Genomic DNA, 23,763 nt, shown 5'->3' with positions numbered 1-23,763 from the left:
CGGGGCCAGTCCGACGTCTTTCAAATGACGTCCTTAATTAGCGACCCAGGTAACTGGCGTCGTCGCTGAAGTGCGGCCGGAATTCCTGGAACGGGAAGGGTCGCGCCGACCGGGGGTGGTATGAACAAGCGTCACGTAGGAAGCGTTCGTCGTAGTCCGCTTGCCAAGGGGATTTATCTCGCGATCGCATCGGCACTGGCGATGCCATTGCTGAGTGAACCCGCCTACGCCGACTGTACCCAGGCCGGGACGATCGTGACCTGCGCTAACGGTCAGTCGTTCACCAACTACGTGCTTCCCACGAACGGCGTGACGATCAATGTGCAGTCGACGGGAAACCTGTCGGTGCCCCTGCTTCTCGGCGGCGCAGCGCTCACGGCGTCAGGTAACGGCATTACGCTGAACAACGCGGGGATCATCGGGCCTGGAATTACCGGAGGACTCAGCTTGGGTGCGGCCGGTGCCGTGTTGGGTAACGCGAACACCACCAACAACATCATCAACGTTAACAACACCGGCACGATGAATGGCGTGTTCGACGCCACCTCGCTCCTGGGCATAGGCGGGCAAGCACTCGTTGTGCAGAACGCGGCAGGCGGTGTGTCCAACATCGTCAACGACGGCACGTTCGACGTCTCCCTGCTGGGCCTCGGGACGATCACCACGGTGGCGGACGCGCCGGTGATCCTTTCCTATGGCGGCGGCCGAACCAACCTCACCAATTCGGCAGGCCGCACGATCACCGGTCGGATCGGTTTCGCCGCATCGAGTGCGGGACCCAATACCTTCGTGAACGCCGGCACGATCAACGGCAGCGTCTACCTGGGCGATACGCCGACCGGCAACTCGTTCACCGCGGTGAACGGCTCGAGCGTCGTCAACGCCGGCTTGGGCGTGAAACTCGGCATTCTTTCCATCAACGTCAGCCTCGCCGGCGCGGGCAAGGTCGATGGCGGTCTCGGCGCAGACAACCGTTTGCTGCTGCAGAACTCGGCGACGGGCACGGGTTCGGGCAGAGGGGGTATCGTCTCGACGATCAACGCCGCGAACTATCTTCACTTCCAGCACCTGGTGGTGAACAGCGGCACCTGGAACCTGCAGGGCGCGGCCGTCACGGGCGATGCCGCGATTAATGACGGCCTGGTTAACTTCGACAATGCTGGCGTATTCGGCACCGGGACGCTGACGGCGACCGGCGGCGCCATCGCGGCATCGACCGCGGGCCTGTCGCTGGCGAACGCCGTCAATCTCAGCGCGGGCCAGCTCGAGCTGACCGGCACCAATGCCTTCGGCTTCGCGGGCGTGATCTCCGGAGCGGGTGGCCTGACAGTTACCAACACCGCCGTGACCACCCTGGGCGGCGCCAATCTCTTCAGCGGTGGCGTGAACCTCAACGCGGGCGGATTGCTGCTGGGCAATGCGGGTGCGCTTGGCACGGGCACCCTGACGGTCGGCGGCAACGCCACGTTGAACACCACGGGTGCCTTCAACGTTGCCAATGCCGTCGCGATCAACGCGGGCAGCACGCTGACGCTTCCCGGCACGCAGGCGGTTACGTTGAACGGCGCACTTTCCGGCGCAGGCAACGTGGTGAAGTCGGGCGCGGGCACGCTCACGCTCGGCGGAATCGACAGCATGACCGGCGGCTTCTCCCTCACCGGCGGTTCCCTCGCCGTCGGTGCCGGCGGCATGCTGTCACCGTCACAGGCGATGACGCTTGCCGCTGGCACCACGCTCGATATTTCCGGCGCAGGTGCCAACCAGGGCATCGGTTCGTTGGCCGGCCTCGGCGGCACGGTGAACCTCGGCGCGAGGACGTTGACGCTTGGTGGCCTCGGCAATACCAGCTACGCGGGGACGATTGCGGGTACCGGCGGGCTGGTGAAAGTGGGAGCGGGTGTCCAGAGCCTGGGGGGGAACAACAGCTTCTCAGGCGGGGTTGCGCTGAACGGTGGTGGCTTGCTGTTGGGTAACGCGAACGCCCTCGGGTCTGGCGTTCTAAGTGTCGGGGGCACGACGACCCTCGATGTCACCGGTTCCACGACGCTTTCGAACAATGTCAGCCTCAACACCGGCGGATCGCTGAGTCTCCTCGGCGGCCAACCGCTGGTACTCGACGGCACCATCTCCGGCGTGGGCAACCTGGTCAAGAACGGCACCTCGCAGCTGACGCTGCACGGCGTGAACACATTCAGCGGCGGCCTCACCGCGAACGCAGGTGGCCTCCTACTCGGCAACAGCAGCGCCCTTGGCAGCGGCGCGCTAACCGTCAATGGCGCCGTGACCCTGGACGGCGAGACACAGCTCAACCTCGCCAACGATATGAACCTGGGCGCCGGTGGGGTGCTCAACGTGCTCGGTGGTCAACCGCTCACTTTCGGCGGTGTGCTCGCGGGCGCGGGTGGCCTGACCAAGAGCGGCGCGTCGACGCTGACCCTGACGGGCGCCAACACCTTTACCGGTGGGCTGAACATCGCGGCAGGCACCGTGGCAATCGGCGCCGGCGGTCAACTTGCGGCAACCGGCAATGTCACGCTCAGCGCGCCGGGTGCCGGTTTCGATATCTCCGCCGCCACGGGTGCACAGACCATCGGTGCCCTGTCCGGTGTCGCAAGCACCACGATTACCCTCGGCGCCAACGCGCTGACCTTCGGCGACGCGACGAACCAGACCTACGCCGGTGTCATCTCCGGTACGGGTTCGATCACGAAGACGGGGGCGGGCACGCAGACATTGAGCGGCGCCAATACCTTCAGCGGCGGCGTGAATCTCAATCAGGGTGGCCTGCTGGTTGCGAACGCGGGCGCGCTGGGCACCGGTGCGCTCACCGTGAACGGCGCGACCACACTCGACAGCACGGCAGCGCTCACCCTGGGCAATAACGTCAACCTCGCGACCGGTTCACTGAACCTGTTGGGTAGTCAGAACCTCACGCTGAACGGCACGGTGTCGGGCACCGGTAGCCTTAGCAAGAACGGCGCCTCGGTCCTCACGTTGAATGGCACGAACAGCTACAGCGGTGGCACGAATCTCAACGCTGGTGGCTTGGTCGTAGGCAATTCGAATGCCCTCGGCACCGGTGCGCTTAGCGTCGGCGGCGCCGTCACGCTGGGCAGCACCGCAGCGGTTTCGCTCGCCAACGACGTGAATCTCGGTGCGGGCAGTGCCTTGACCCTGCCGGGCACACAGAACATCACCCTGGGCGGCATCATCGCGGGTAGCGGCAGCCTCACCAAGAACGGTGCCTCGCTGCTGACCTTGAATGGTGCGAACACCTTCTCCGGCGGCCTGACCGCCAACGGCGGTGGGTTGCTTCTCGGCAACAGCGGCGCACTGGGAACGGGCGCGCTCAACGTGGGTGGTCCTCTCACCCTGGACGCCACGGCAGCGGTCGCCCTCGGCAACAGCGTCAACCTCGGCGCCGGCAGTGCGCTGACGGTTCTCGGTAGCCAGGATGTCGCCCTGGGCGGCGTCGTGTCGGGCACCGGTAGCCTGGTCAAGAACGGCGCGGCGGTGCTTTCGTTGAACAACGCCAATACCTTCAGTGGCGGCGTAAACCTCAATGGCGGTGGCCTTTCGCTCGGCAACAACGGCGCGCTCGGCACGGGTGTCCTGAATGTCGGCGCGAACGCGTCGCTCGACGCGAGCACCTCGTTGGCTGTTGCCAACAATGTCGCTCTCGCTGCCGGCGCGAACCTCAACGTGCTGGGCAGCCACGCGCTGACCCTGGCCGGTGCGCTCTCCGGCGCCGGTAGCCTGACCAAGAACGGCACCGAGACGCTGACCCTGAGCGGTCCGAACACCTTCACCGGTGGTACGACCATCAACGCCGGCACGCTGGCGCTCGGTGCAGGTGGCAGCCTCGCTGCCAGTGGTGCAGTGACGCTGGCTGGCACCGGCGCCGGCTTCGATCTCTCCGCTGCCGGCGCGCAGACCATCGGCGCCTTGTCGGGCGTCGCAGGGAGCACGATCGCTCTAGGCGGCAATACCTTGAACTTCGGTACCGCCGCGAATACGACCTTCGATGGTGCTATCAGCGGTAACGGTGCGCTCGTGAAAGCGGGTGCCGGCGTACTGACGCTCGGTGGTGCGAGCACGTTCAGCGGTGGGCTGACGGTGAACGCGGGCGGACTCGTCGTCGGCAACGACGCGGCGCTCGGCACGGGCAGCCTGACGGTCGGCGGCGCGACGACGCTCGATGCGAGCGGCCTGGTGACTCTTACCAACCAGATCACGCTCAACGCAGGCCTGACCGTTCTCGGTAGCAACGCGTTGACCCTCAACGGCAACATCATCGGTACCGGCGGCCTGACCAAGGACGGCCTGGCGACGCTGACCTTGAACGGTGCAAACACGTTCACCGGCGGGACGAACATCAACGCCGGCACCCTCGCGCTCGGCGCGGGCGGCAGCCTGGCCAGCAGCGGCGTCGTGAACCTCGCCACGGGCGCCACGTTCGATCTCTCGGCGGGCAATGGCGCGCAGACGTTCGGCACGCTGAGCGGCGGCGGTACCGTCAATCTCGGCGCGAACACGATCAGCATCGGCGATGCGACCAACGGTCTCTTCAGCGGATCGATCGCCGGCACGGGTGGCGTGATCAAGGAAGGCACCGGCACCGAGACGCTCACCGGAACCAACACGTATACCGGCGGCACCTTGATCAACGCCGGCACGCTGGCAATCGGCCCGCTCGGTAGTCTCGCTGCTACCGGTGCGGTGACTCTCGCGGCGTCGGGGACCGGCTTCGATATCTCCACGGGTGGCAACCAGTCGATCGGGGTACTGAACGGCGTGGCCGGTAGCACGGTGACGCTCGGTGGCAACACGCTGACGCTCGGTGGCATCGGTAACGGCGCTTACGACGGCGTGATCGCCGGCACCGGCGGCCTGGTGAAGAACGGCCTCGGCGTGCAGGAGCTCGGCGGCGCCAACACCTTCAGCGGTGGCGTCATATTGAATGCCGGCGGGCTGTTGCTCGGCAACAACGGCGCGCTCGGCACGGGCGCGCTGACGGTCAACGGCGACGCCTCGCTGGACACCAATGCAGCACTCACCCTCGGCAACACCATCGCACTGACCAGCGGCAACCTCGACCTGCTCGGCAGCAACGCACTGACACTCGGCGGCACGATCTCGGGCGCGGGTGGCCTGGTCAAGAACGGTGCGTCGACCGTCACGCTGACCGGCGCGAATACTTACACCGGCGGCAGCACGATCAACGAAGGTACCCTGGCGATCGGCGCTGGCGGCAGTCTCGCCGCGACCGGCGCGGTGAACTTCACTGGCACCGGCACCCTGGATATCTCGGCCGGTGGCAACCAGAGCATCGGCTCGCTGGCTGGCGTTGCAGGCAGCGCGGTCGCGCTGGGTGGCAACACACTCACCCTCGGCGGTGCGACGGACAGCACGTTCAACGGAAGCATCAGTGGCAGCGGCGGACTGGTGAAGAACGGCGCCGGTGTGCAGACGCTGGGTGGCGCGAGCAGCTTCAGCGGTGGTGTCGCGTTGAATGCCGGTGGCCTGATCGTCGGCAACAATGCGGCACTCGGCACGGGCGCGCTGACCGTCGGCGGTGCGTCGACACTCGATTCGGCCAGCGCGATCACCCTCGGCAACGACGTGGTGCTCAATGCCGGCCTGACCGTCCTGGGCACGAACGACCTGACCCTCAACGGCGACCTCTCGGGCACGGGCAGCCTGACCAAGGACGGGCTTGCCACGCTCACCTTGAACGGTGCGAACACCTACACCGGCGGTACCTACATCAACGCAGGCACGCTGGCGCTCGGTGCAGGTGCGAGCCTCTACGCGAGTGGTGTCGTGAACCTCGCCTCGAATGCGACCTTTGACCTCTCGGCCGGAAATGGCACGCAGGCCTTCGGCACGCTGATCGGTAGCGGCATGGTCAACCTCGGCAACAACAACCTGATCGTCGGCGGCCCGACCGATGGCACGTTCAGTGGCGGAATCGCCGGCACGGGTGGTCTGATCAAGGAAGGCACCGGCACGGAGACGCTCACCGGTACGAACACCTATACCGGCGGCACGACGATCAACGCCGGCACGCTGGCGATCGGTGCGGGTGGCAGTCTCGCCGCGACGACCGCGGTCACCCTCACGGCGGCGGGCACGGCGTTCGACATCTCGACCGGTGGTAACCAGTCCATCGGCGCGCTCAATGGCGTCGCAGGAAGCACGGTCTCCCTGGGTGCCAATGCACTCACGCTGGGCGGTGTCGGCAATGCCAACTTCGATGGCATCCTCACTGGCGCGGGCGGAAGCCTGGTGAAGAACGGCGCCGGCACGCAGACGCTCGGTGGCGCGAACACGTTCACCGGCGGCGTCACGCTCAACGACGGTGGCCTCGTCGTCGGCAACAACGACTCACTAGGTACGGGCGCGTTGACCGTCGCCGGCGCGACATCGCTGGACGCGAGCGCGGCCGTGACGTTGGCGAATACGGTGGCGCTCAACGCCGGCCTGACCGTACAGGGCAGCAACGACCTCACGCTCGGTGGCACGATCGCCGGTGCCGGTAGCCTGACCAAGGACGGTGCCGCGACACTGACCCTCACCGGCGCCGACACGTATACGGGGGGCACGATCATCAACGCCGGTACGCTGGCCATCGGCGCCGGCGGAAGCCTGGCATCGACGGGCGCGGTGAACCTGGCAGGCACCGGCACGTTCGATCTTTCGGCGGGCGGTAACCAGGCCATCGGTACGCTTGCAGGCGTCACCGGCAGCACGATCGCACTCGGCGGTAACACACTCACCCTGGGCGCCGGGACCGACACGACCTTCGACGGCAGCATCGTCGGCACCGGCGGCCTGGTGAAGAACGGCGCCGGTACGTTGGGCCTTGGTGGCGCGAGCAGCTTCACTGGTGGCGTGACCTTGAACGCAGGTGGGCTCAGTGTCGGCGACGATGCGGCGCTTGGTACGGGCGCGCTCACCGTGGGTGGCGCCGCGTTACTCGATGCCAGCGCGGCGACCACGCTGGCCAACGACGTCGCACTCAATGCGGCGCTGACCCTTCCGGGCAGCAACGACCTCACGCTCGATGGCGCGATCTCGGGCACGGGCGGTCTGATCAAGCACGGCGCGGTGACGCTCGCCTTGAACGGCAACAACACCTTCAGCGGCGGCACGACCGTCGACGGTGGAACCTTGATCGTCGGCAGCGATACGGCACTCGGTACGGGTAGCCTCGCCATCGATGGCGCGAACCTGGAAGCCGGCGCCGCGGTGACGCTCGGCAACGACGTCACGGTCGGCGGCAACGGCGTGACCGTGCAAGGTCCAGAGAACCTCACGGTGAACGGTAGCCTCAGTGGCAGCGGTGGCCTCGACAAGGAAGGCACAGGCACCTTGAACCTCGGCGGCTCGCTCGCAGGCTTCAGCGGTGACCTGACGGTCAACGGCGGCATCCTCAATGCCAGCAACCCGTACACCGGCGGGATCTCGGTCGGCGCGAGCGGCACGCTCAACCTCGGCGGCAGCGGTAACGCGGTGACGGTGGCCGGGCCGATCGCCGGTACGGTGAACCTCGGCGGCGGCAGCAACCTGACCCTGGGTTACGGTGACCTCCCGGAAGTGACCGGCACGGTCAACGGCACGGCGCCGGGCTCGACACTGAACATCACCGGTAATGGCGAAGCCAGCCTGCCGGGCGGTTCGTTCAACAACATCACCAACCTCGATGTCGGCGCGGGTACGTTGTCGGTGAACAGCGGCACGTCCGTCACCTTCGCCGGTGGCAGCACGATCGGCGGCACGCTGGTGGTCAACGGCACCCTGGGTGGGCCGGCCACGATCAATCCCGGTGGTGGCGTGGTCGGTGGGGGCACGATCACGGGTCCGGTCACGGTGGATGGCACGGTGGCACCGAGTGGCATCGATGGCGCGACGGGTGCTGCCGCGGGCAGCGGCACGGCGGGCACGGTGCTGACCGTGGGCGGCCTCACCCTCGGCGCCGGTTCGACCACGCACATCCGCACCACAACAGGCGGCATCAGCGACAGCATCAACGTCAACGGCCCCGCCGCGGTCGACGGCCAACTGGTCGTCGCACCCGCGGCCGGATCGTATGGACCGAGCACCACGTACACCATCGTCAACGCGAGCGGTGGCATCACCGGCTCCTACGCCAGCGTGACCAAGAACGCCCTGCCGTTCCTGGATGTGGGCGTGACGCAGCAGGGCAACCAGCTGCTCCTCACGCTGAGCCAGGCCGGTCTGGGGGAAGGGACGGGCGGCACGCCGTTCGATCAGTTCCCGGGCCTCAACGGCAACCAGCAACATATGGCTGCGGCCCTGCAACACGTCGCGACCTCGGGCGGCAATCCCCTGCCGACCCTGCTCGGCTATGTACGCGGCCTGCGTGCCGACCAGGTGGTCCAGGCCTTCGATTCGCTCACCGGCGAAACCTATGCCTCCGCCACCAACGCCGAGCTCAGTGGCCAGAGCCAGTACCAGGACTCGCTGTTCTATCGACTCAAGCTGCAGCGCGATACCGGTGAACAGGGCTCCGCCGTCTGGGCCGAACCGTATACCTCGAGCACCAACTTCGATGGCAGTGCCGAGGTCGCCCACACCGACTATCGGATCCATGGCGTGATCATCGGCGCCGACGCGCCGCTGACGCCCGATCTGCGCCTGGGTGTGCATGCCAACCTCGCCAACTCGCGCACCGAGGTGGATCGCCGCGGCGACTACACCGATGTGGACCAGGCGTCGATCGGCCTGCACGCGCTCTATTTCAACCAGCAGCAGTGGTGGGCGGAAGGCCTGGCGTCGTATGGCTGGCAGAATGCGGACAGCAATCGCCGCATCGTCGTGGGTCCGTACGATCCGCAGGCCACCGGTCACTACAACGGCATGACGACCAACGCGGCACTCGAAGGCGGTTACCGCTTCGACGTCGGCAAGGCCATGCACCTGGAGCCCTTCGTCGGTGCGTATTACACGAAGGTCAAGTACGACGCCTTCACCGAGAAGAATGCGGGCGACGCCGATCTGCGGGTGGGCCGCAGCGAGGCGAGCAGCTTGCAGTACGGCGTGGGCGCACGACTGGTCGGCGACGTCGACCTCGGCGTGGAAGGCACTCGCCTGCATCCCATCGTGATGGTTCGCTATCTGCATAACACGAAGAACGACGCGGTGACGGTGAACAATGCCTTCGCCGGTGCGCCGTCGGACAGCTTCGTGGTGGAAGGTTCGCGACCGGTGCGCAACCACTGGCAGGCGGGTGTCGGCGTGAGTTTCGACATCACGCCGAAGGCGAGCACCTTCGTCTACTACAACGCGGATGTCGCCTCGCACAGCACGAGCAACGCGGTGAACCTGGGTGTTCGCTGGAACTTCTGACTAAGCTGCTCCTGCACGAGGCATCGCGCTGCTTCTTGTGGGAGCCGCTTCAGCGGCGATAGGGGTTGACGTAACCTGGCTATCGCCGATGAATCGGCTCCTACAAAAAATCATCTGCCTGCTTATTGGGACTTAGCGGACCGACTTGAACGCGGCGCGCAGTTCTTCCGCAAACAACTGCGGCTGTTCCCAGGCGGCGAAATGCCCGCCCTTGCTCACCTGGTGGTAGTAGAAGAGGCTCGGGTACGCGGCCTTGCTCCAGCTTTCCGGTGCCTTGTAGATCTCGTGCGGGAACACCGTGATGGCGACCGGCACCTTGATCTCGTTGGTGCGCTGGGTGACCGCGCTGAAGTTGTTGTTATTGTTTTCCCAGTAGAACCGCGACGATGACGCGCCGGTGTTGGTCAGCCAGTACAGCGTGATGTCGTTGAGCATCTCGTCGCGCGAGAGCACGTTCTCGGGGACGCCGTTGCTGTCGCTCCACTGGCCGAACTTCTCGTACATCCAGGCGGCCAGGCCCGAGGGCGAATCCGAAAGCGAGTAACCGATGGTTTGCGGACGCGTGACCATCATGGCGCCGTAGGCGGCATTACGACCGAAGAAGGTGCTCAGCGACTCGTAGGCCTCTTTCTCGTCGGCCTTGAGTTCGGCTGGCGCCGGGTCGCCCGCATTGATGCCCTTGACGAGGTTGCCGGGAATCGTGGCCGGCATGTTCAGGTGAATCGCGAGCAGGCCTTTCGGTGCCTGGCGTGCGAGTGCATCGGAAATCACCGAGCCATGGTCGCCGCCCTGTGACACGTAGTGCTTGTAACCGAGGCGCTTCATCAGGACATCCCAGGCACGCGCGGTGCGCTCAGGATTCCAACCCAGTTCCGTTGGCTTGCCGGAGAAGCCGTATCCGGGAATCGAAGGAATGATCACGTCGAACGCGTCGTCCGCACGACCACCGTAGGCGACAGGGTCGGTCAGCGGGCCAATCGTCTTGAGGAACTCGAAGGTCGAACCGGGCCAGCCATGCGTCAGGATGACGGGCAGGGCATGCGGGTTCTTCGAGCGCACGTGGATGAACTGGATGTCGACGCCGTCGATGTTGGTGACGAACTCGGGCAGTGCATTGAGCTGCGCCTCGGCTTTGCGCCAGTCGTAGTCGGTGCCCCAGTACTTGACCAGTGCCTGCACGCGTGCGAGCTGCACGCCCTGCGATTCGTCCTTCACCACTTCCTTGTCCGGCCAGCGGGTTTCCGCGATGCGACGGCGAAGATCGTCGATTTGTTCCTGCGGCACGTGGACATGGAAGGGGCGGATGCTCTCGTCGACCTTCGTCGTGCCGGTAGCGGTGGCCACTGCCTCGAAGGCGTGGGCGGGCTGTGCGTAAACCGAGGGCGCGAGCATCGCAAATCCCACGGCGATGGCGAGGGTGCGCTTAGCGAATGCGGATGACATCATCGTTCTCCTGTTGGCTTCCATAGATAGAGGGAGCAACGACAGGCATGTTTGCCGCTGCGTGTTGACAGTCTATGGAGCGCACCGGACGTCCCTCGTGTCCGGAACAGCAGGGTTTTGCATCACTACGTATCCCCGCCGGCGCCGTATACAAAACGCTACAAACGGCCGGGAACCTCGGTCAGCGACTAAAGCACTACTTGTGCAAAGGACGCCTAAGCAGGCAATCTGGCCCGAGGGCACCCATGCACGGATCCTGGGTAGGTCAACGCACCAGGCTCGGGGGTCCAAGGCATGACGATGTCGGCGCGTGCGCCACGATGGCTCGGCGCCTTCGCCGGGCTGCTGCTTGCCGGCACGGCCGGCGCCTCTCCACCCGTTTCGCTAGGCAGCTACCAGCACACGGCCTTCCAGAAACAGGACGGCGCGCCGGGCGATCTCGCCAGCATCGCGCAGACGGCCGATGGCTTCCTCTGGATGACCGGCACCAAGGGCGTGACCCGCTTCGATGGCGTCACGTTCCAGCCCTTCAGGCCCGCCCCGGGCGAGGCTTTCCGTGCGGCGCAACTCAATAGCGTCTTCCCGGCAGAAGGTGGCGGCCTCTGGATCGCCAACTCCGATAGCGGACCGACGCTGCTGAAGGATGGCCACCTGTCGCATTTCGACGAGCCAAAAGGTGTCGTCGCGTCGATCAACTCGTTCCTGGCGGACCCCGAGGGTGGCGTCTGGGCGATCTCGCCCAAGGGGCTGATCCGCTTCAGGGCCGGCGCCTGGGAAATGGTCGAACCCAATACGGCGGAGCGGTCGACCAGCCGCGCCGTCTTCGACCGGGCCGGTGCCTTGTGGCTGGTCGGGGGCGGGAAAGTGTCGGTCCGGCCCCGCGGTGCGCCGGCCTTCCTCGATGTTTCCGGTGGACCCGACAAGCCGCGATACATCTTTATTGGCGAGTCCGGGCGGCTCTACATCACGACGCGACTGGCCATGACCATGTACAGGGTCGAGGGGACCAGGCTGATCGAGACCGCGGCTCCGCTCCCTGTTCCCGTCAGCGCGTTGCGCGAAGATGGTGAGGGCGCGGTATGGATCACCAGCACGACGCGGGCAGTCGCCTATCTTTCGCCGGAAGCCCTTCGCCGTGCCGAAGCCACGCATGCCGAGCCGGTCCCGGAGTTCATGGACCGCGCCGACGGCCTGACCGGCAGCTACGCGTGGCCGATGATCCGGGATCGCGAAGGCAATCTTTGGGTGGGGACGCAAAACGGCCTGGACCGGTTCCGGCGATCGGCCTTTACGACAGTGAAGCTGCCCGATGGCATCCACGAGGTATCGGCGTCGGTGGATGCCGAAGGTACGGTGTGGGTCGGCAGTGAAACCCATCCCTTGCTGCAGCTCGTCCCGCCGGCGTCATGGCGGGAGACCGAGATTCCGCGCCTCACCATGGCAACGTTCTTCGATGCACGGCGCGGTACGGTATGGGCGGCGGCGGTGGACACGTTATGGTCCATCTCTCAAGGAATGCCGACGCGCGTCGCCGGCGTCCGCGACGACGCGGTACACGCGGCGAACAACTGCGTCGCCAGCGACAGCAAGGGCCGGGTCTACGTCTGCACGAATCGGTCCGAGCACAACCTGCTGATGTGGGACGGCGTCGGCTGGAACGATGCCTCGCCTGTGAACCTGCGTCCGAAAGTCCTCGCCGTGGATGACGATGACAACCTCTGGGTAGGTGCGGCCGGCGAACCTCGCCTTACGCGCATCGCGCAAGGTGTGGCGACAACATTCGGCAAGCCGCAAGGCCTGCAGGAAGGTGTGATCAGGGCCATGTTCGCCGAGCCCGGTAGCCTCTGGATCGGCGGCGACGACGGCATCCAGCACTTCGACGGCAAGCGCTTCACATCGATCGGGGCACTGGACGACGAGGCCTTCGATACCACCACTGGCCTGGTCAAGGACGCGGAGGGCAACCTCTGGATCCAGACGCTCGACGGCGTGCGTGAAGTGGCGGCGGACGATTTGGCCAGAGCGCTGGTCGCGCCCGCCACCTTCGTCCCTTACCGTTCGTTCGATGCGACGGATGGCTTGCCGGGCGCTCCCGATCCGGACCGCACCTTGCCGACGTTGCGCCGGAGTAACGACGGCCTCCTCTGGGCGCAGACCGCCTCGGGGCTTGCCTGGCTCGATCCGAAGCGTATCCCGGAAAACCACGTCGTACCGGTGGCGTACGTGGAGGACGTCACCAGCGGCGCCACGATATATCCGCTCGAGCAGGGAAGGGTGACGCTACCGGCGGCCATGCGCAGCTTCCGGGTGGCGTACACCTCGCCCATGCTCAGCCGTCCCGAGCGTGCCCATTTTCGCTATCGGCTGGTCGGCTACAACGACGCCTGGCAGGATGCCGGTACGCGGCGCGAAGCGGTCTTCACCAATGTGCCGCCGGGTGACTATCGCTTCGAAGTCACCGCCATCAACGAGAATGGTGTGGCCAGCGCGGCGACGGCCATCGCCCGGATCGTCAGGCGGCCGGCCTATTACGAAACGTGGTGGTTCCGCGCACTCGGTGTCCTGCCGTTGGTGTTGATTCTCTGGCTGGCCTACGAGCTGCGCACACGCGCCCTGACCCGCGGCCTTCGCATCCGTGCCGAGGAACGCGAAGCCGTCGCACGCGATATCCACGACACCCTGCTCCAGCGCTTCCAGGGACTCATGCTTACCTTGCAGGCCTGGGCCATCGACGAGAGCATTCCACGCGATCGTCGCGCGGACATGCGCGAGATGTCGGAGCAGACGCGTGACGCACTGCTCGAAGGGCGTGAGCGCATCCTGCTTCTCCGTCGCACGGAGGATCACGGTCTGGCGCTCTACGATCAGATCGCTGCGGAAGGTCGTCGCCTGCAAGCGACGCACGGCATGATCTTCTCGCTCGAGGTGAACGGCACGCCGCGGGCGCTGGCCAAGGCATGCCAGAGCGAACTGCGCGACATCGCCTTCGAAGCCTTGCGCAATGCGTTCTCGCACTCGCACGGCGAGACCGTCGCGCTCGTGCTCAGCTACGCGGAGGACGCCTTGTGGTTGGTGATCACCGACGACGGCACCGGCTTCGACGAATCACTCATGGCGAAGGCGCGCGAAAGCGGCCACTTCGGGCTGGTCGGGTTGCGCGAGCGGGTGTCACGACTCGCCGGCACGCTGAATGTGGAATCGTCGCCCGGCGAAGGCACCGAGATTCACATCAAGCTGCCAGGACATACGGCTTACGCCGGTTATCGCCACCCCTGGTGGTCGATCCGCCGGTAAGCCAGGAGCGAGCGCTACGAATCGAGGAAGCCCCGCTGCACCGCGATCATCACGGCATGCGTCCGGTCCAGAGCGCCGAGCTTGGCCATGATGCTGCGCATTCGCGACTTGACGGTGTCTTCGGAGACGAACAGCGCTTCGGCGATTGCCTTGTTGCTCTGGCCGGCGGCAGCAAGCCGCAGCACGCTGGTTTCGCGAGAGGTGAGGTTGTCCGAGCCCGCATGCCGGGCTATCTCGTGGGCGACCTCGGAAGCGACGACGTGCCGACCCGCCACCGAGGCGCGGATCGCCTTGATGATTTCCTCGAGCGTGGCGGACTTCAGCAGGTAGGACGTTGCGCCCAGGGTCAACGCGCGCATGACGCGCGCATCGCCGGGATAGCTGGTCAGCACGATGAGGATCGCCGTCGGGAATTCGCCACGGATGGCCGCGATGGCTTCCAGCCCGTCCACATGAGGCATTTGCAGATCGAGCAGGGCGACCGTGGGCCGCAGGCGCCGGAACAGCGCAATCGCTTCCGCCCCGTCCGCACCCTCGCCGACGAGTTCCATGTCGGCTTCCTGGCTGATCGCCGCCCGTAAACCACGCCGCATGATCGGGTGATCGTCGGTGATCAATACCCGGATCTTTTCAGACGGATCGATGGGTTCGGTCACCTGGAATCTCCCTGTTCACATCCCATCTTGCGAAGAGCGGCGGCTGCGTTCAATACCCAAATGGATGATTCTTGCTAAAGACCGGCCAGGCGACGACACGAAAGAGTGAATGTCGATCCCACGAACGGATGGCCGGCTGGCCCCGAATGAGGATGCCTTTTGCCCAATGTGCGCCCTAGTCTGTTGGTGTCGGCGAGAAACAGGGGACGCCTGACGCCAATGACCCAAGGGGCGCGGTCCATGACCTCCAGACTTGCTTCGATCGAGGATGCTCTTTCCTCCTTGCTGCTACGAACCATCGAGCGGAAACCCGCTGACGACGCCGTGTTCGAGCACGTCACGATGGCCCTGCATGCCTTCAGGCGGACGTCCTCGACGGAACCGACCGCCGTGCCTCGTAGCAGTCGTGGCGGGCTCGCCTCGTGGCAGTTACGCATGGCCTGCGACAGGCTGGACGACGAGGCCGATCTCGGTGCCGCCGTTCGCAGCGCAGCCGCCGCCTGCCATCTGTCGCGCAGCCACTTCTCGCGCGCCTTCAAGGCGAGCACGGGCCTGTCGCCCACGCACTGGCGGATGGAGCAGCGCGTACGACGCGCCCAGACCTTGCTCGCCCACCCCGACAGGACACTGGTGGATATCGCCGCCGAATGCGGCTTCGCCGACCAGAGCCACTTCACCAACGTCTTTTCGCGGTTCCGTCGGCAAAGCCCGGGCGCCTGGCGGCGCGATGCCGCCAGGCGTTCGGCCCAGGCTTAGCGCTTGCCGTCGCGTTCGAAGACCAGGCCTGCCGCCTGGAGATCGCCCCTCATCAACACGTTGACGCCGTGCTCCATCCAGTACGCGCCACTCGCGACCTCCGGCGTACCCGGTGCGACCGTGCCGTGGATGCTGCGGAACCGGTAGCGCGCGGCGGGCTCGAGGCCGCGCAGACGCAAGGTCGGGAACGGACGCGCCTCCTCACCCTGCCTCTGGAAGGCGAACAACACGGCCTGGCTGCCGTCACCGGCTACCGATTCCGTTGCCGACCACGGAGCACGGTCCTGCGGGGAGAGCAGTCGATACAGGTCACCCTTCTGCACGGTGCCGCGAATGGCCTTGTACTCGGTGATGTAATGACGCGCGGTCGCCTCGTCCGCTGCCGTCCATTCGAGCAGGTTAGCGCCGATGCCCAGGCCGCCCTGCATCGACGAGAGGAAGCGGAAGTCGAGGGAGCTGGTGCGGTTATTCACCCAGTTCGGCGAGCCGGTCACCCAGGCCATCATCGTCGCTGGCGCATAGGCCTGGCTGAAGCCATCCTGGATGGACAGGCGATCGGACGGATCGGTGTTGTCCGATGGCCACACCTCATCGGTGAGCGCCATGATGCCGAGATCCACTCGCGCGCCGCCGCCCGAGCACGATTCGATCTCGACCTTCGGGTGCCGCTTACGCAGCTCGCGGATGATGTCGTAGAGGTTGTCGACGTAGGCGACGTAGACCTTCTGCTGTTCGTCGGGCGACATCTGCGGCCAGCCCGGCTCGGACCAGTTGCGGTTGTAATCCCATTTCAGGAACTGGATGTCGTTGTCCTTGAGCAGGCCGTCCAGTACCTCGAGTACGTGTGCCTTGACGTCTTCGCGGGCCAGGTTGAGCACCATCTGGTGGCGGCCCTCGCTGCGGTCGCGCCCGGGGAAGTTGAGCACCCAATCCGGATGCGCCCGATAGAGGTCGCTGTCCGCGTTGATCATCTCCGGCTCCACCCACAGGCCGAAGCTCATGCCCAGCCCGTGGACCTTGTCGATGAGGGGCTTCAAACCGTTGGGGAACTTGTTGCGGTTGACCACCCAGTCGCCCAGACCGGCACGGTCGGTGTTGCGTGCGCCGAACCAGCCGTCATCCATGACGAAGCGCTCCACGCCGAGCGCGGCCGCCTTCTCGGCGAGGCGGACCTGACCGGGTTCGTCGACCTTGAACTCCGTGGCTTCCCAGGAGTTGTAGAGGACGGGACGTAGCGGGGTCTTCGATCCTTCCGGCAGGATGCGATCGCGTTCGAAGCGATGCAGCAGGCGGGAGGCCTCGCCCATGCCGTCACGCGTATAGCCGGCGTAGAACACCGGCGTATCGAGCGCCTGGCCCGGTGAAAGCTTGTAGCCGAAATCGAAGGGGTTATAGCCACCGACCACACGCACCTGTCCGAGGATGTCCTCGTCCACGCGGATGCTCCACGAGCCGCTCCAGGCGAGGGCGCCGAACCAGACGTCGCCGTGTGTTTCGCTCCAGGCGTTGCCGCGCCCGATGGCGAACCAGGGGTTGTTCTCGTCGCCCGTGCTGCCGCGACGACTCTCGAGCACGGTGGCGCCCGGGGTGATGGCGCGCGTCTGCAGATGCCATTCGCCTGCCCAGGTACCGGTGAGGTAGCGAAGCGAATAGTCGCTGCCACGAGGCAGGTTCCAGGCCGCCGAGGCGGCGCTGTCGACCACGAGCGCCTGCTTGCCGGTGTTCTCGATATGCGCGGAGCGGCCGATGATGCCGGTGGCGGTATCGGCCGTGTAGCGCAGGCTGACGGCGACGCCCACCTGCGCATCACGCAGGAGGATGGAAAGACCGCCGCTCTCGATCGTGTAGCTGTCGTAGCGCAGCACCAGGTCGCGGTTGCCGTCGGCAAGGCGAATCTTCAACGCCGGCGTGGCCGTCATGGCGCCGCCCCAACCGGCGTATTCCTGCGGCGACAGGCTGCCGGCGGGATCGAACGACGACCGTTCCGGCGCCGGCATCGCGGGGCCGAGCGGATCGCCGGAGGCGAGCCGGGCGCCCCAGTAAAGCGTCTGCAGCTTGCCCTCGGAGTCGACGCCCATGGCATAGGTCACGCCGCCGGCATCGAGCCGGAACACGCGATGCGATGCGTCGTAGGTGGGCGAGGTGTTCGCGGCCGATGGCGGCCTGGTCACCGCGATGGCAGGAGTGAGGGCGAGACTGCCCGCGGCGAGCATGGCGAACCGGACGATCCTGGCGTGACGCATCAAGTGTTCCACCTTGTTGTTTATGGGTGCCGCCCCTCTTCGACGGCCTCGGCGCGGAACGCGAAAGCGCGCTCCAGCGATGCACCGGGGCCGAGCAGGGTCATACCGTTTGCCACCGGCCCCCCCGGAAGATGCACGGCATTGATCGGATGGTCCACCGGTTCGAAGCAGAAGAAGTCTTCGTCCGCCGGTGTGTAAAGCACATAGCCGTCCACATCCGCCTCGACATGCAGGCGCAGCGCGAGGTCCGGCCATTCGATGACGGCCTTGCCGGACCAGCCGGTGAACGCGTGGTTGACGCCCTGGGAGGGCAAGTGGCGGCGGGTCGAGAAATCCCATGGAGCAGGCGCGGGGCCGTGGCGAATGGGGAGTGGACCTTGTCCGTCGTTGAGCCAGACGCCCGTCGCCGGTGCAAGCAGCCTCGCGCCCCCGTGCAGTGGAAAGAACGGATGCAGCCCCAGGCCGAACGGCAACGCGGCATCGCCGGTGTTGGTCACGCCCAGGCGTACCTTCAGGGCGTCGCCTTCCAGCTGATAGTGGAGCGTGGCGTGATACGAGTAAGCGTCGCGCGCCTCCTCGATGAGTTCGAGGTGCGCCGCATCCGCGTCATGTTCCCGCACCGTCCAGCGTCGTTGCCAGCCACTGCCGTGGATCGGATAGGCATCGTCATCGCGATTGAGCGGCAGGGAGATCCGTCGTTCCCCTATGAAAAAGCCGCCGTGGGCAATCCGATTGCTCCACGGCAGGAGGGGGTAACAGGCAAGGCGGTTGGGTTCATAGCGACCCGGAGATCGCTCGGGCTCGCCGAGGCAGGGCCGCATGAGCGGCACTTCCTCGAGGCCACCGAGCCAGTCGAAGCGTGCGATGCCACCGCCTACCGACGGTAGCAGGCACACGCTCAACCGGTCGTTGCACAGCTGGATCACAGCGAGGCGCGCACACCGAGGAAGAAGGTGCGGCCATTGGCCTCGGCGTAGCTCTGGCGATCGTCGTACACCTGGTACTGGTAGATGTTCTCGTTGGTCAGGTTGGTGGCATCCATGAACAGCGAGACATGCTCGTTGAGCTTATAGCTGGCGCTGAGATCCAGCTGGCCGTAATCCTTCACCGAGGTCGGCTGGCTCTGGTTGCCGGCGATCGAGGCGAGGTACTTGGCACGCCAGTTGTAGGCCACGCGCATCTCTACCGGACCCTTCTGGTAGTAGAGGCTCGCGTTGTACGAGTTGCCGATGCCCGGCACCGCGAACTTGCCCGCGTTGGCCAGCTTGTCTTCGCTGATCGAGGCATCGCTGGTGACATAGGTGTAGTTCGTCGCCACGCCCAGGCCGTCGAACGGCGCCGGCAGCTTGGTGAACTGGTAGTTGAAGGTGAACTCCGCGCCCTTGATCGTCGCCTCGTTGAGGTTCACCGGCTCGGTCAGCTGGAACGGGAAGCCAAGCAGGGTCGTTTCGGTGGTGATCAGGGTGCTGAAGTTGCTGACCTGCTTGCGGAACAGGTTCAAGGCCGTGTAGCTGGTTTCATTGAAGTACCACTCGATACCCGCATCGTAGTTCTTGGAGAGATACGGCTTGAGCTGCGTGTTGCCACGCGTGACCGTCTGGTCCTGCGGGCGGAAGCTGTACGACGCCGAGGCAGCCAGGTTGCTCAGGTCGGGACGGGTCAGCGTCTTCGATGCCGCGGCGCGGAAGACCACGTTATCGAGCAGGTTGAGCTTGAAGTTCATCGAGGGCAGCCACTCGTGGTAGTTGCCGTTCTGCGCGATCGGACTCAGCGTGCCATAGGTCGGAATGGCATTCGTCGGGTCGTTCGGGTTCACGGCAATGCCGACGATCGGCACCGAGTAAGCATACGAGGTCGTATTCGTCTTCGTGTAACGCATGCCGACATTGAGGGTCCAGGGCATGCCGCCGTCGCCCTCGAGGGTGGCCATGCCGTAGGCCGAGCTGATCCGTTCCTTGATCTGGCTATAGGTATTCGGATCCGGGAGCGCCGTGAAGCCGCCGCCATTGGCATCGAGCTGCGCCTTGAAGGCGTCGGCGTTGGGCAGCTGGTTATACGCGGCCGGCGTCGCCAGGTACGCGAACAGCTTCTTTACGTCGTAGGTGACCCAGTCGCGCGGGAATCCCGGCGACGCGCCGTCGACGAGATTGCCCGCGTGGAAGATGTGCGCATTGACGGCATCGGCCGGCACATCCACCACGTAGCCGCAGTACTCGGCGCAGCCGAAGCTGTTCGGCGTGTTGTAGGTGACTTCGGTCTTCTTGCGATTCGAGTTGGAAATACCGAAGTCGATGCGCGACAACGTGCCGTCGAGGAAGCTCTTGCCGAGATGCAGCTGGTTTTCGAAGATCTTGTCGCTGACGTTCGGGCTCTGCGTGCCCTGGTTGGTCACGTGAGCGTGCAGGGTATTCGTGTCGGTGGTCGGCAGCAGGCCGGTGTAGCTGCCCAGGTGGTCGTCGCCGTTGTTCGTCCAGGTCGGATTGACGCCGACATTGCGGGTGCCGAGCACGACGAAGTAACCATCCTGCGACTGCTTGTTCCAGGCTCCCGATGCCGCGCTGTCCAGATCCAGCTCCATGGACGGATCGATCTGCCAGGTGATGTGACTGCCGAACTGCGTGTTGAAGGCGTCACGCGGATTGGCCTGCTCGGCGTAGTCGTTCGACATGCCGCCCGACTTGTCCATCACGAAGTTCTGCGCGGTGCCGTTCGCACCGGGGGTGATGTTCTGGATGATGCCGGTATTGGTGTACGAGCCGAACGCGTTGTACGTCGAGTCCACCTTGTATTCGGAGAACAGGCCGTCCAGCTTCACGGTCACGTCGTCCAGCGGCTTCCAGTCGATGGCGCCGTTGAACGACGTACGCGTACGTGTTTCGTTGATCACCTGGCCCTGCAGGGTCTGCGGCAACGATACATTGGTGTAGGACGGATTGATCCGCGAGAAATCCTGGTTCTGCAGCCAGCCCAGGGTGTCGATGGACTGCTCGATGTGGTCGCGCTTGTAGTAGACCGCGGAAGCCAGCCAACCGAAGGTGTGGTCGGCATTGGTGTTACCGATGACGCCGGAAACCTTGGGCGTGGTCTTGTCGGCCAGGCCGCCCTTGATGCTGTCGTTGACACCAGCCGCACTGCCCGAGGCGTGCCAGCCGTTGAAGTCGAACGGACGCGCCGTGATGATGTTGACCGTGCCGCCGATACCGCCTTCTTCGAGGTCGGGCGTGCTGGTCTTCTGCACGACAGCTTGCTGGATCACTTCGGACGGCAGGACATCGAAGTCGAACGCGCGATCGGTCGCTGCGGTAGGCATGGTGCGGCCGTTGAGCAGCACGTTGACGAAGTCCGGACCGAAGCCGCGCACGGTGATCTGGTTCGACTCGCCACCGCTGCGATTCACCGAGACGCCGGGTACGCGCTGGAGCGCATCGGCGACGTTCTGATCCGGGAACTTGCCGGCTTCTTCGGCCGACACCGAATCGACCGTGTTCACCGCGTCGCGCTTGGTCGACTGGGAAAGGAACAACGACTGCAGCTGCCCGGTGACGGAGACGCCGTTGAGGTCGGTGACGGCCTTTCCATCCGGTGTTCGCTGGGGATCCTGGGTTGTGGCGGCGGGTGCGTCCTGCGCGTGGACCGGCATGAAACCGCCGATGAAACAGATGCCGAGCATGCCCGCCAGTGCGTTGCGCACCGACAGCGCGAGTACCTTCCGCTGCATTCCTTACTCCCCACAAATGGATGGATGTCGGCGCACGGTTCCCCGGGACGCAAGTCGCCTTGCTTCCGCTTCCGTAGTCACTGGCCGATCAAGATAGTCCCGTGGGTCAATTGTAGTATTTTATTATTATATGTCCGCAAGCTGCGGCGCAGCATTTGTGCGGATTGGCCCCTGAAGGCCTTGGCGCGAGCGACCTGGCGCTCAGCGGCGGCCCTGGCCAAGGATGTTGGCGCGGGACTCCGCGACCATCTCCAGCATGGCTTTCCTCGCCACTTCGGGCTGTCCCCGGCGCACGGCTTCATACACTTTCTGGTGCCGTGGAAGGGCCAGTTTGAAGTTCGCCGCATTCCGTGCGGAGAGCAGGAAGAATGTTCCCAGCGCCGTCTCGATGACCGAAAACAGCGACACCATCAACGAATTGTTGGTCGCATTGAGCAGGATCTCGTGGAAGGCCAGATCGGCTTTGGCCCAGGCGTCGAGGTCTTCCGAAGCCGCCATCGCGTCGTAAGCGGCCTTGAGCTCGACGATCTGGGCGTCCGTTCTCCGTCGGGCCGCGGTCGCCGCCGCGCCGGGCTCGATCAGCTCGCGCATCTCCACCAGCTGTTCGACAAAGCTGTCGGTCGGCATGGACGCGCACCGCCAGGCCAGCACCTCGGCGTCGAGCTGCTTCCAGTGGATCGCCTCGCGGACACGGGCGCCGGTTCGCTGGCGCGACTCGATCAGGCCCTTGGCCACGAGCACCTTCATGGCTTCGCGCAGCGCCGTGCGACTGACCTGCAACTGCTCGGCCAGCAGGTCCTCACGGGGGAGGCCCTCGCCGGGAGCCAGTTGGCCGCTGACAATCAGCTGACCCAGTTCATCGACGACCTGGTTGTGGAGGCTACGCGAGCCCACGGGCTTCACCATGCATTGCTCCTGTGACGATTCGCCCGAGGCATACATCGTACGGGTTGGGAGCGGCGAAAGAGAAGCGACTCTTTGGTATCCTGATACCGAGGCGTCGACGTGCCCTCCCTATCCGTCGATGTCGTACATCAGGAATGGCCATGATTGCCTGGACCGATCGTCGCGCGCTCGACCTGTTCGCCATCGAGCATCCCCTCCTCCTTGCACCGATGGCGGGGTCGGGCGGTTCCGCACTCGCTATTGCCGTGGCGCATGCCGGCGGACTGGGATCCCTTCCCTGTGCATCCATTTCCCTGCAGACGATCGAGGCCGAGGTCAGGCTATTTCGCTCGACCGTGCCTGGTTCGCGAATCAACCTGAATTTCTTCGCGCATACACCAGCCACACCGACGACGGAAGATACCCAGCGCTGGCTTGGCCGGCTCGCCCCGTACTTTGCCGAGTTCGGCGTCGACGTGGCCGCCCTTCCGGCTGCCGGTGGGCGTGCACCGTTCGATGCCCAGATGTGCTCGTTGGTGGAGTCGCTCCGCCCCGAAGTGGTGAGCTTTCACTTCGGCCTTCCGGCGGATGCCTTGTTGGATCGGGTCAAGGCGACCGGTGCGATCGTCCTTGCCTCCGCCACCACCGTCATCGAAGGGCGCTGGCTCGAGAGCCGGGGGTGCGATGCCGTGATCGCGCAGGGCTACGAGGCCGGCGGTCACCGCGGCAACTTCCTTACCGACGACATGGCGACGCAGCCGGGCGTTTTCGCTCTTGTTCCGCAATTGGTGGACGCCTTGAAAGTGCCCGTCATCGCCGCGGGTGGCATCGTCGACGGACGCGGTATGGCGGCGGCACTGTGCCTCGGCGCGTCCGCCGTGCAACTCGGTACCGCCTTCCTGCTCTCCGATGAGGCGACCAGCGTGACTGCCCACCGCAACGCCTTGCGCACCGCGCGTGACGACAATACCGCCGTCACCAATGTGCTCACCGGCCGTCCCGCCCGTGGCGTGGTCAACCGGGTCATGCGTGAGCTGGGCCTCCTGTCGGAGGACGCGCTGCCGTTCCCGCTGGCTGGCGGCCCCCTGACGCCGTTGCGCGCCGCCACGGAACCTGACGGCCTGGGCGATTTCCAGCCCTTGTGGTCGGGGCAGTCGGGCGCCCTGGTTCGTGAGGCCGCGGCGGCACAGATCGTCCAGGACGTCGTGGAACAGGCAGCTCGCCTGCTCCGACTGCCGTAAGGGCAGCCCAGACTGAGACGAACGAAGGCCGCCGCGAGGCGGCCTTTCGTCGTCCGGCAAAAAAATCGCGCCATGCCCTTGAGATTACGCGTATCATCTTCATTAAAAGTACGTTCGTAATTTCACTAACCAGCAGGTACTGCCGTGGCCGCCGT

10 protein-coding genes are annotated in these 23,763 nt (G+C 65.4%); 4 read left to right on the top strand and 6 right to left on the bottom strand.

All coding sequences use genetic code 11. The annotated features are described in order from the left end of the window. Nucleotides 1-120 precede the first annotated feature (120 nt). Nucleotides 121-9,372, top strand: coding sequence for an autotransporter-associated beta strand repeat-containing protein (locus BJI69_RS22065; RefSeq protein WP_052767000.1), 9,252 nt, complete (start codon nucleotides 121-123; stop codon nucleotides 9,370-9,372). A 132-nt stretch (nucleotides 9,373-9,504) separates the two neighbouring features. On the opposite strand, the gene BJI69_RS06965 is transcribed toward BJI69_RS22065, so the two are convergent. Next, the gene (locus BJI69_RS06965; RefSeq protein WP_244465188.1) at nucleotides 9,505-10,815 is read right to left on the bottom strand and encodes an epoxide hydrolase family protein; all 1,311 of its coding nucleotides are present in this window, start codon (nucleotides 10,813-10,815) and stop codon (nucleotides 9,505-9,507) included. A gap of 294 nt (nucleotides 10,816-11,109) precedes the next feature. On the opposite strand from BJI69_RS06965, the gene BJI69_RS06960 reads away from it, so the two are divergent. Further along, entirely contained in the window at nucleotides 11,110-14,109 is a 3,000-nt protein-coding gene (locus BJI69_RS06960) for a sensor histidine kinase (protein ID WP_078023088.1), read from the top strand. 14 nt (nucleotides 14,110-14,123) lie between these two features. Here the strand turns inward: BJI69_RS06960 and BJI69_RS06955 are convergent, their stop codons facing one another. Then, nucleotides 14,124-14,702 (bottom strand): LuxR C-terminal-related transcriptional regulator, encoded by a 579-nt coding sequence (locus tag BJI69_RS06955; RefSeq protein WP_046965935.1) that lies wholly within the window; start codon nucleotides 14,700-14,702, stop codon nucleotides 14,124-14,126. Nucleotides 14,703-15,005: 303 nt separating this feature from the next. Here BJI69_RS06955 and BJI69_RS06950 point away from each other — a divergent pair, with 303 nt between their 5' ends. After that, nucleotides 15,006-15,521 (top strand): helix-turn-helix transcriptional regulator, encoded by a 516-nt coding sequence (locus BJI69_RS06950; protein WP_071924897.1) that lies wholly within the window; start codon nucleotides 15,006-15,008, stop codon nucleotides 15,519-15,521. Here BJI69_RS06950 and BJI69_RS06945 read toward each other — a convergent pair. The 4 genes from BJI69_RS06945 to BJI69_RS06930 all read right to left on the bottom strand — a co-directional run bounded on the left by BJI69_RS06945 (nucleotide 15,518) and on the right by BJI69_RS06930 (nucleotide 22,388). Next, nucleotides 15,518-17,764, bottom strand: a complete 2,247-nt coding sequence (locus BJI69_RS06945) for an alpha-galactosidase (protein WP_244465187.1) — start codon at nucleotides 17,762-17,764, stop codon at nucleotides 15,518-15,520. The two genes, BJI69_RS06950 and BJI69_RS06945, sit on opposite strands and share 4 nt — an antisense overlap. A gap of 20 nt (nucleotides 17,765-17,784) precedes the next feature. Beyond that, nucleotides 17,785-18,660 (bottom strand): aldose 1-epimerase, encoded by an 876-nt coding sequence (locus BJI69_RS06940; RefSeq protein ID WP_052766999.1) that lies wholly within the window; start codon nucleotides 18,658-18,660, stop codon nucleotides 17,785-17,787. 26 nt (nucleotides 18,661-18,686) lie between these two features. Next, nucleotides 18,687-21,482, bottom strand: a complete 2,796-nt coding sequence (locus tag BJI69_RS06935; RefSeq protein WP_071924896.1) for a TonB-dependent receptor — start codon at nucleotides 21,480-21,482, stop codon at nucleotides 18,687-18,689. Nucleotides 21,483-21,683: 201 nt separating this feature from the next. After that, nucleotides 21,684-22,388 carry a FadR/GntR family transcriptional regulator gene (locus BJI69_RS06930; protein ID WP_046965802.1) on the bottom strand — a complete coding sequence of 235 codons (705 nt, stop codon included), beginning with the start codon at nucleotides 22,386-22,388 and terminating at the stop codon, nucleotides 21,684-21,686. 140 nt (nucleotides 22,389-22,528) lie between these two features. Here BJI69_RS06930 and BJI69_RS06925 point away from each other — a divergent pair, with 140 nt between their 5' ends. Further along, a complete protein-coding gene (locus tag BJI69_RS06925; RefSeq protein ID WP_046965801.1) occupies nucleotides 22,529-23,608 on the top strand; it encodes an NAD(P)H-dependent flavin oxidoreductase in 1,080 nt (359 codons plus the stop codon). The last annotated feature ends 155 nt before the right edge of the window (nucleotides 23,609-23,763 follow it).

This window comes from Luteibacter rhizovicinus DSM 16549 (genome assembly GCF_001887595.1).
Taxonomy (GTDB): Bacteria; Pseudomonadota; Gammaproteobacteria; order Xanthomonadales; family Rhodanobacteraceae; genus Luteibacter; species Luteibacter rhizovicinus.
This window is presented reverse-complemented; position numbering and strand designations above follow the sequence as displayed.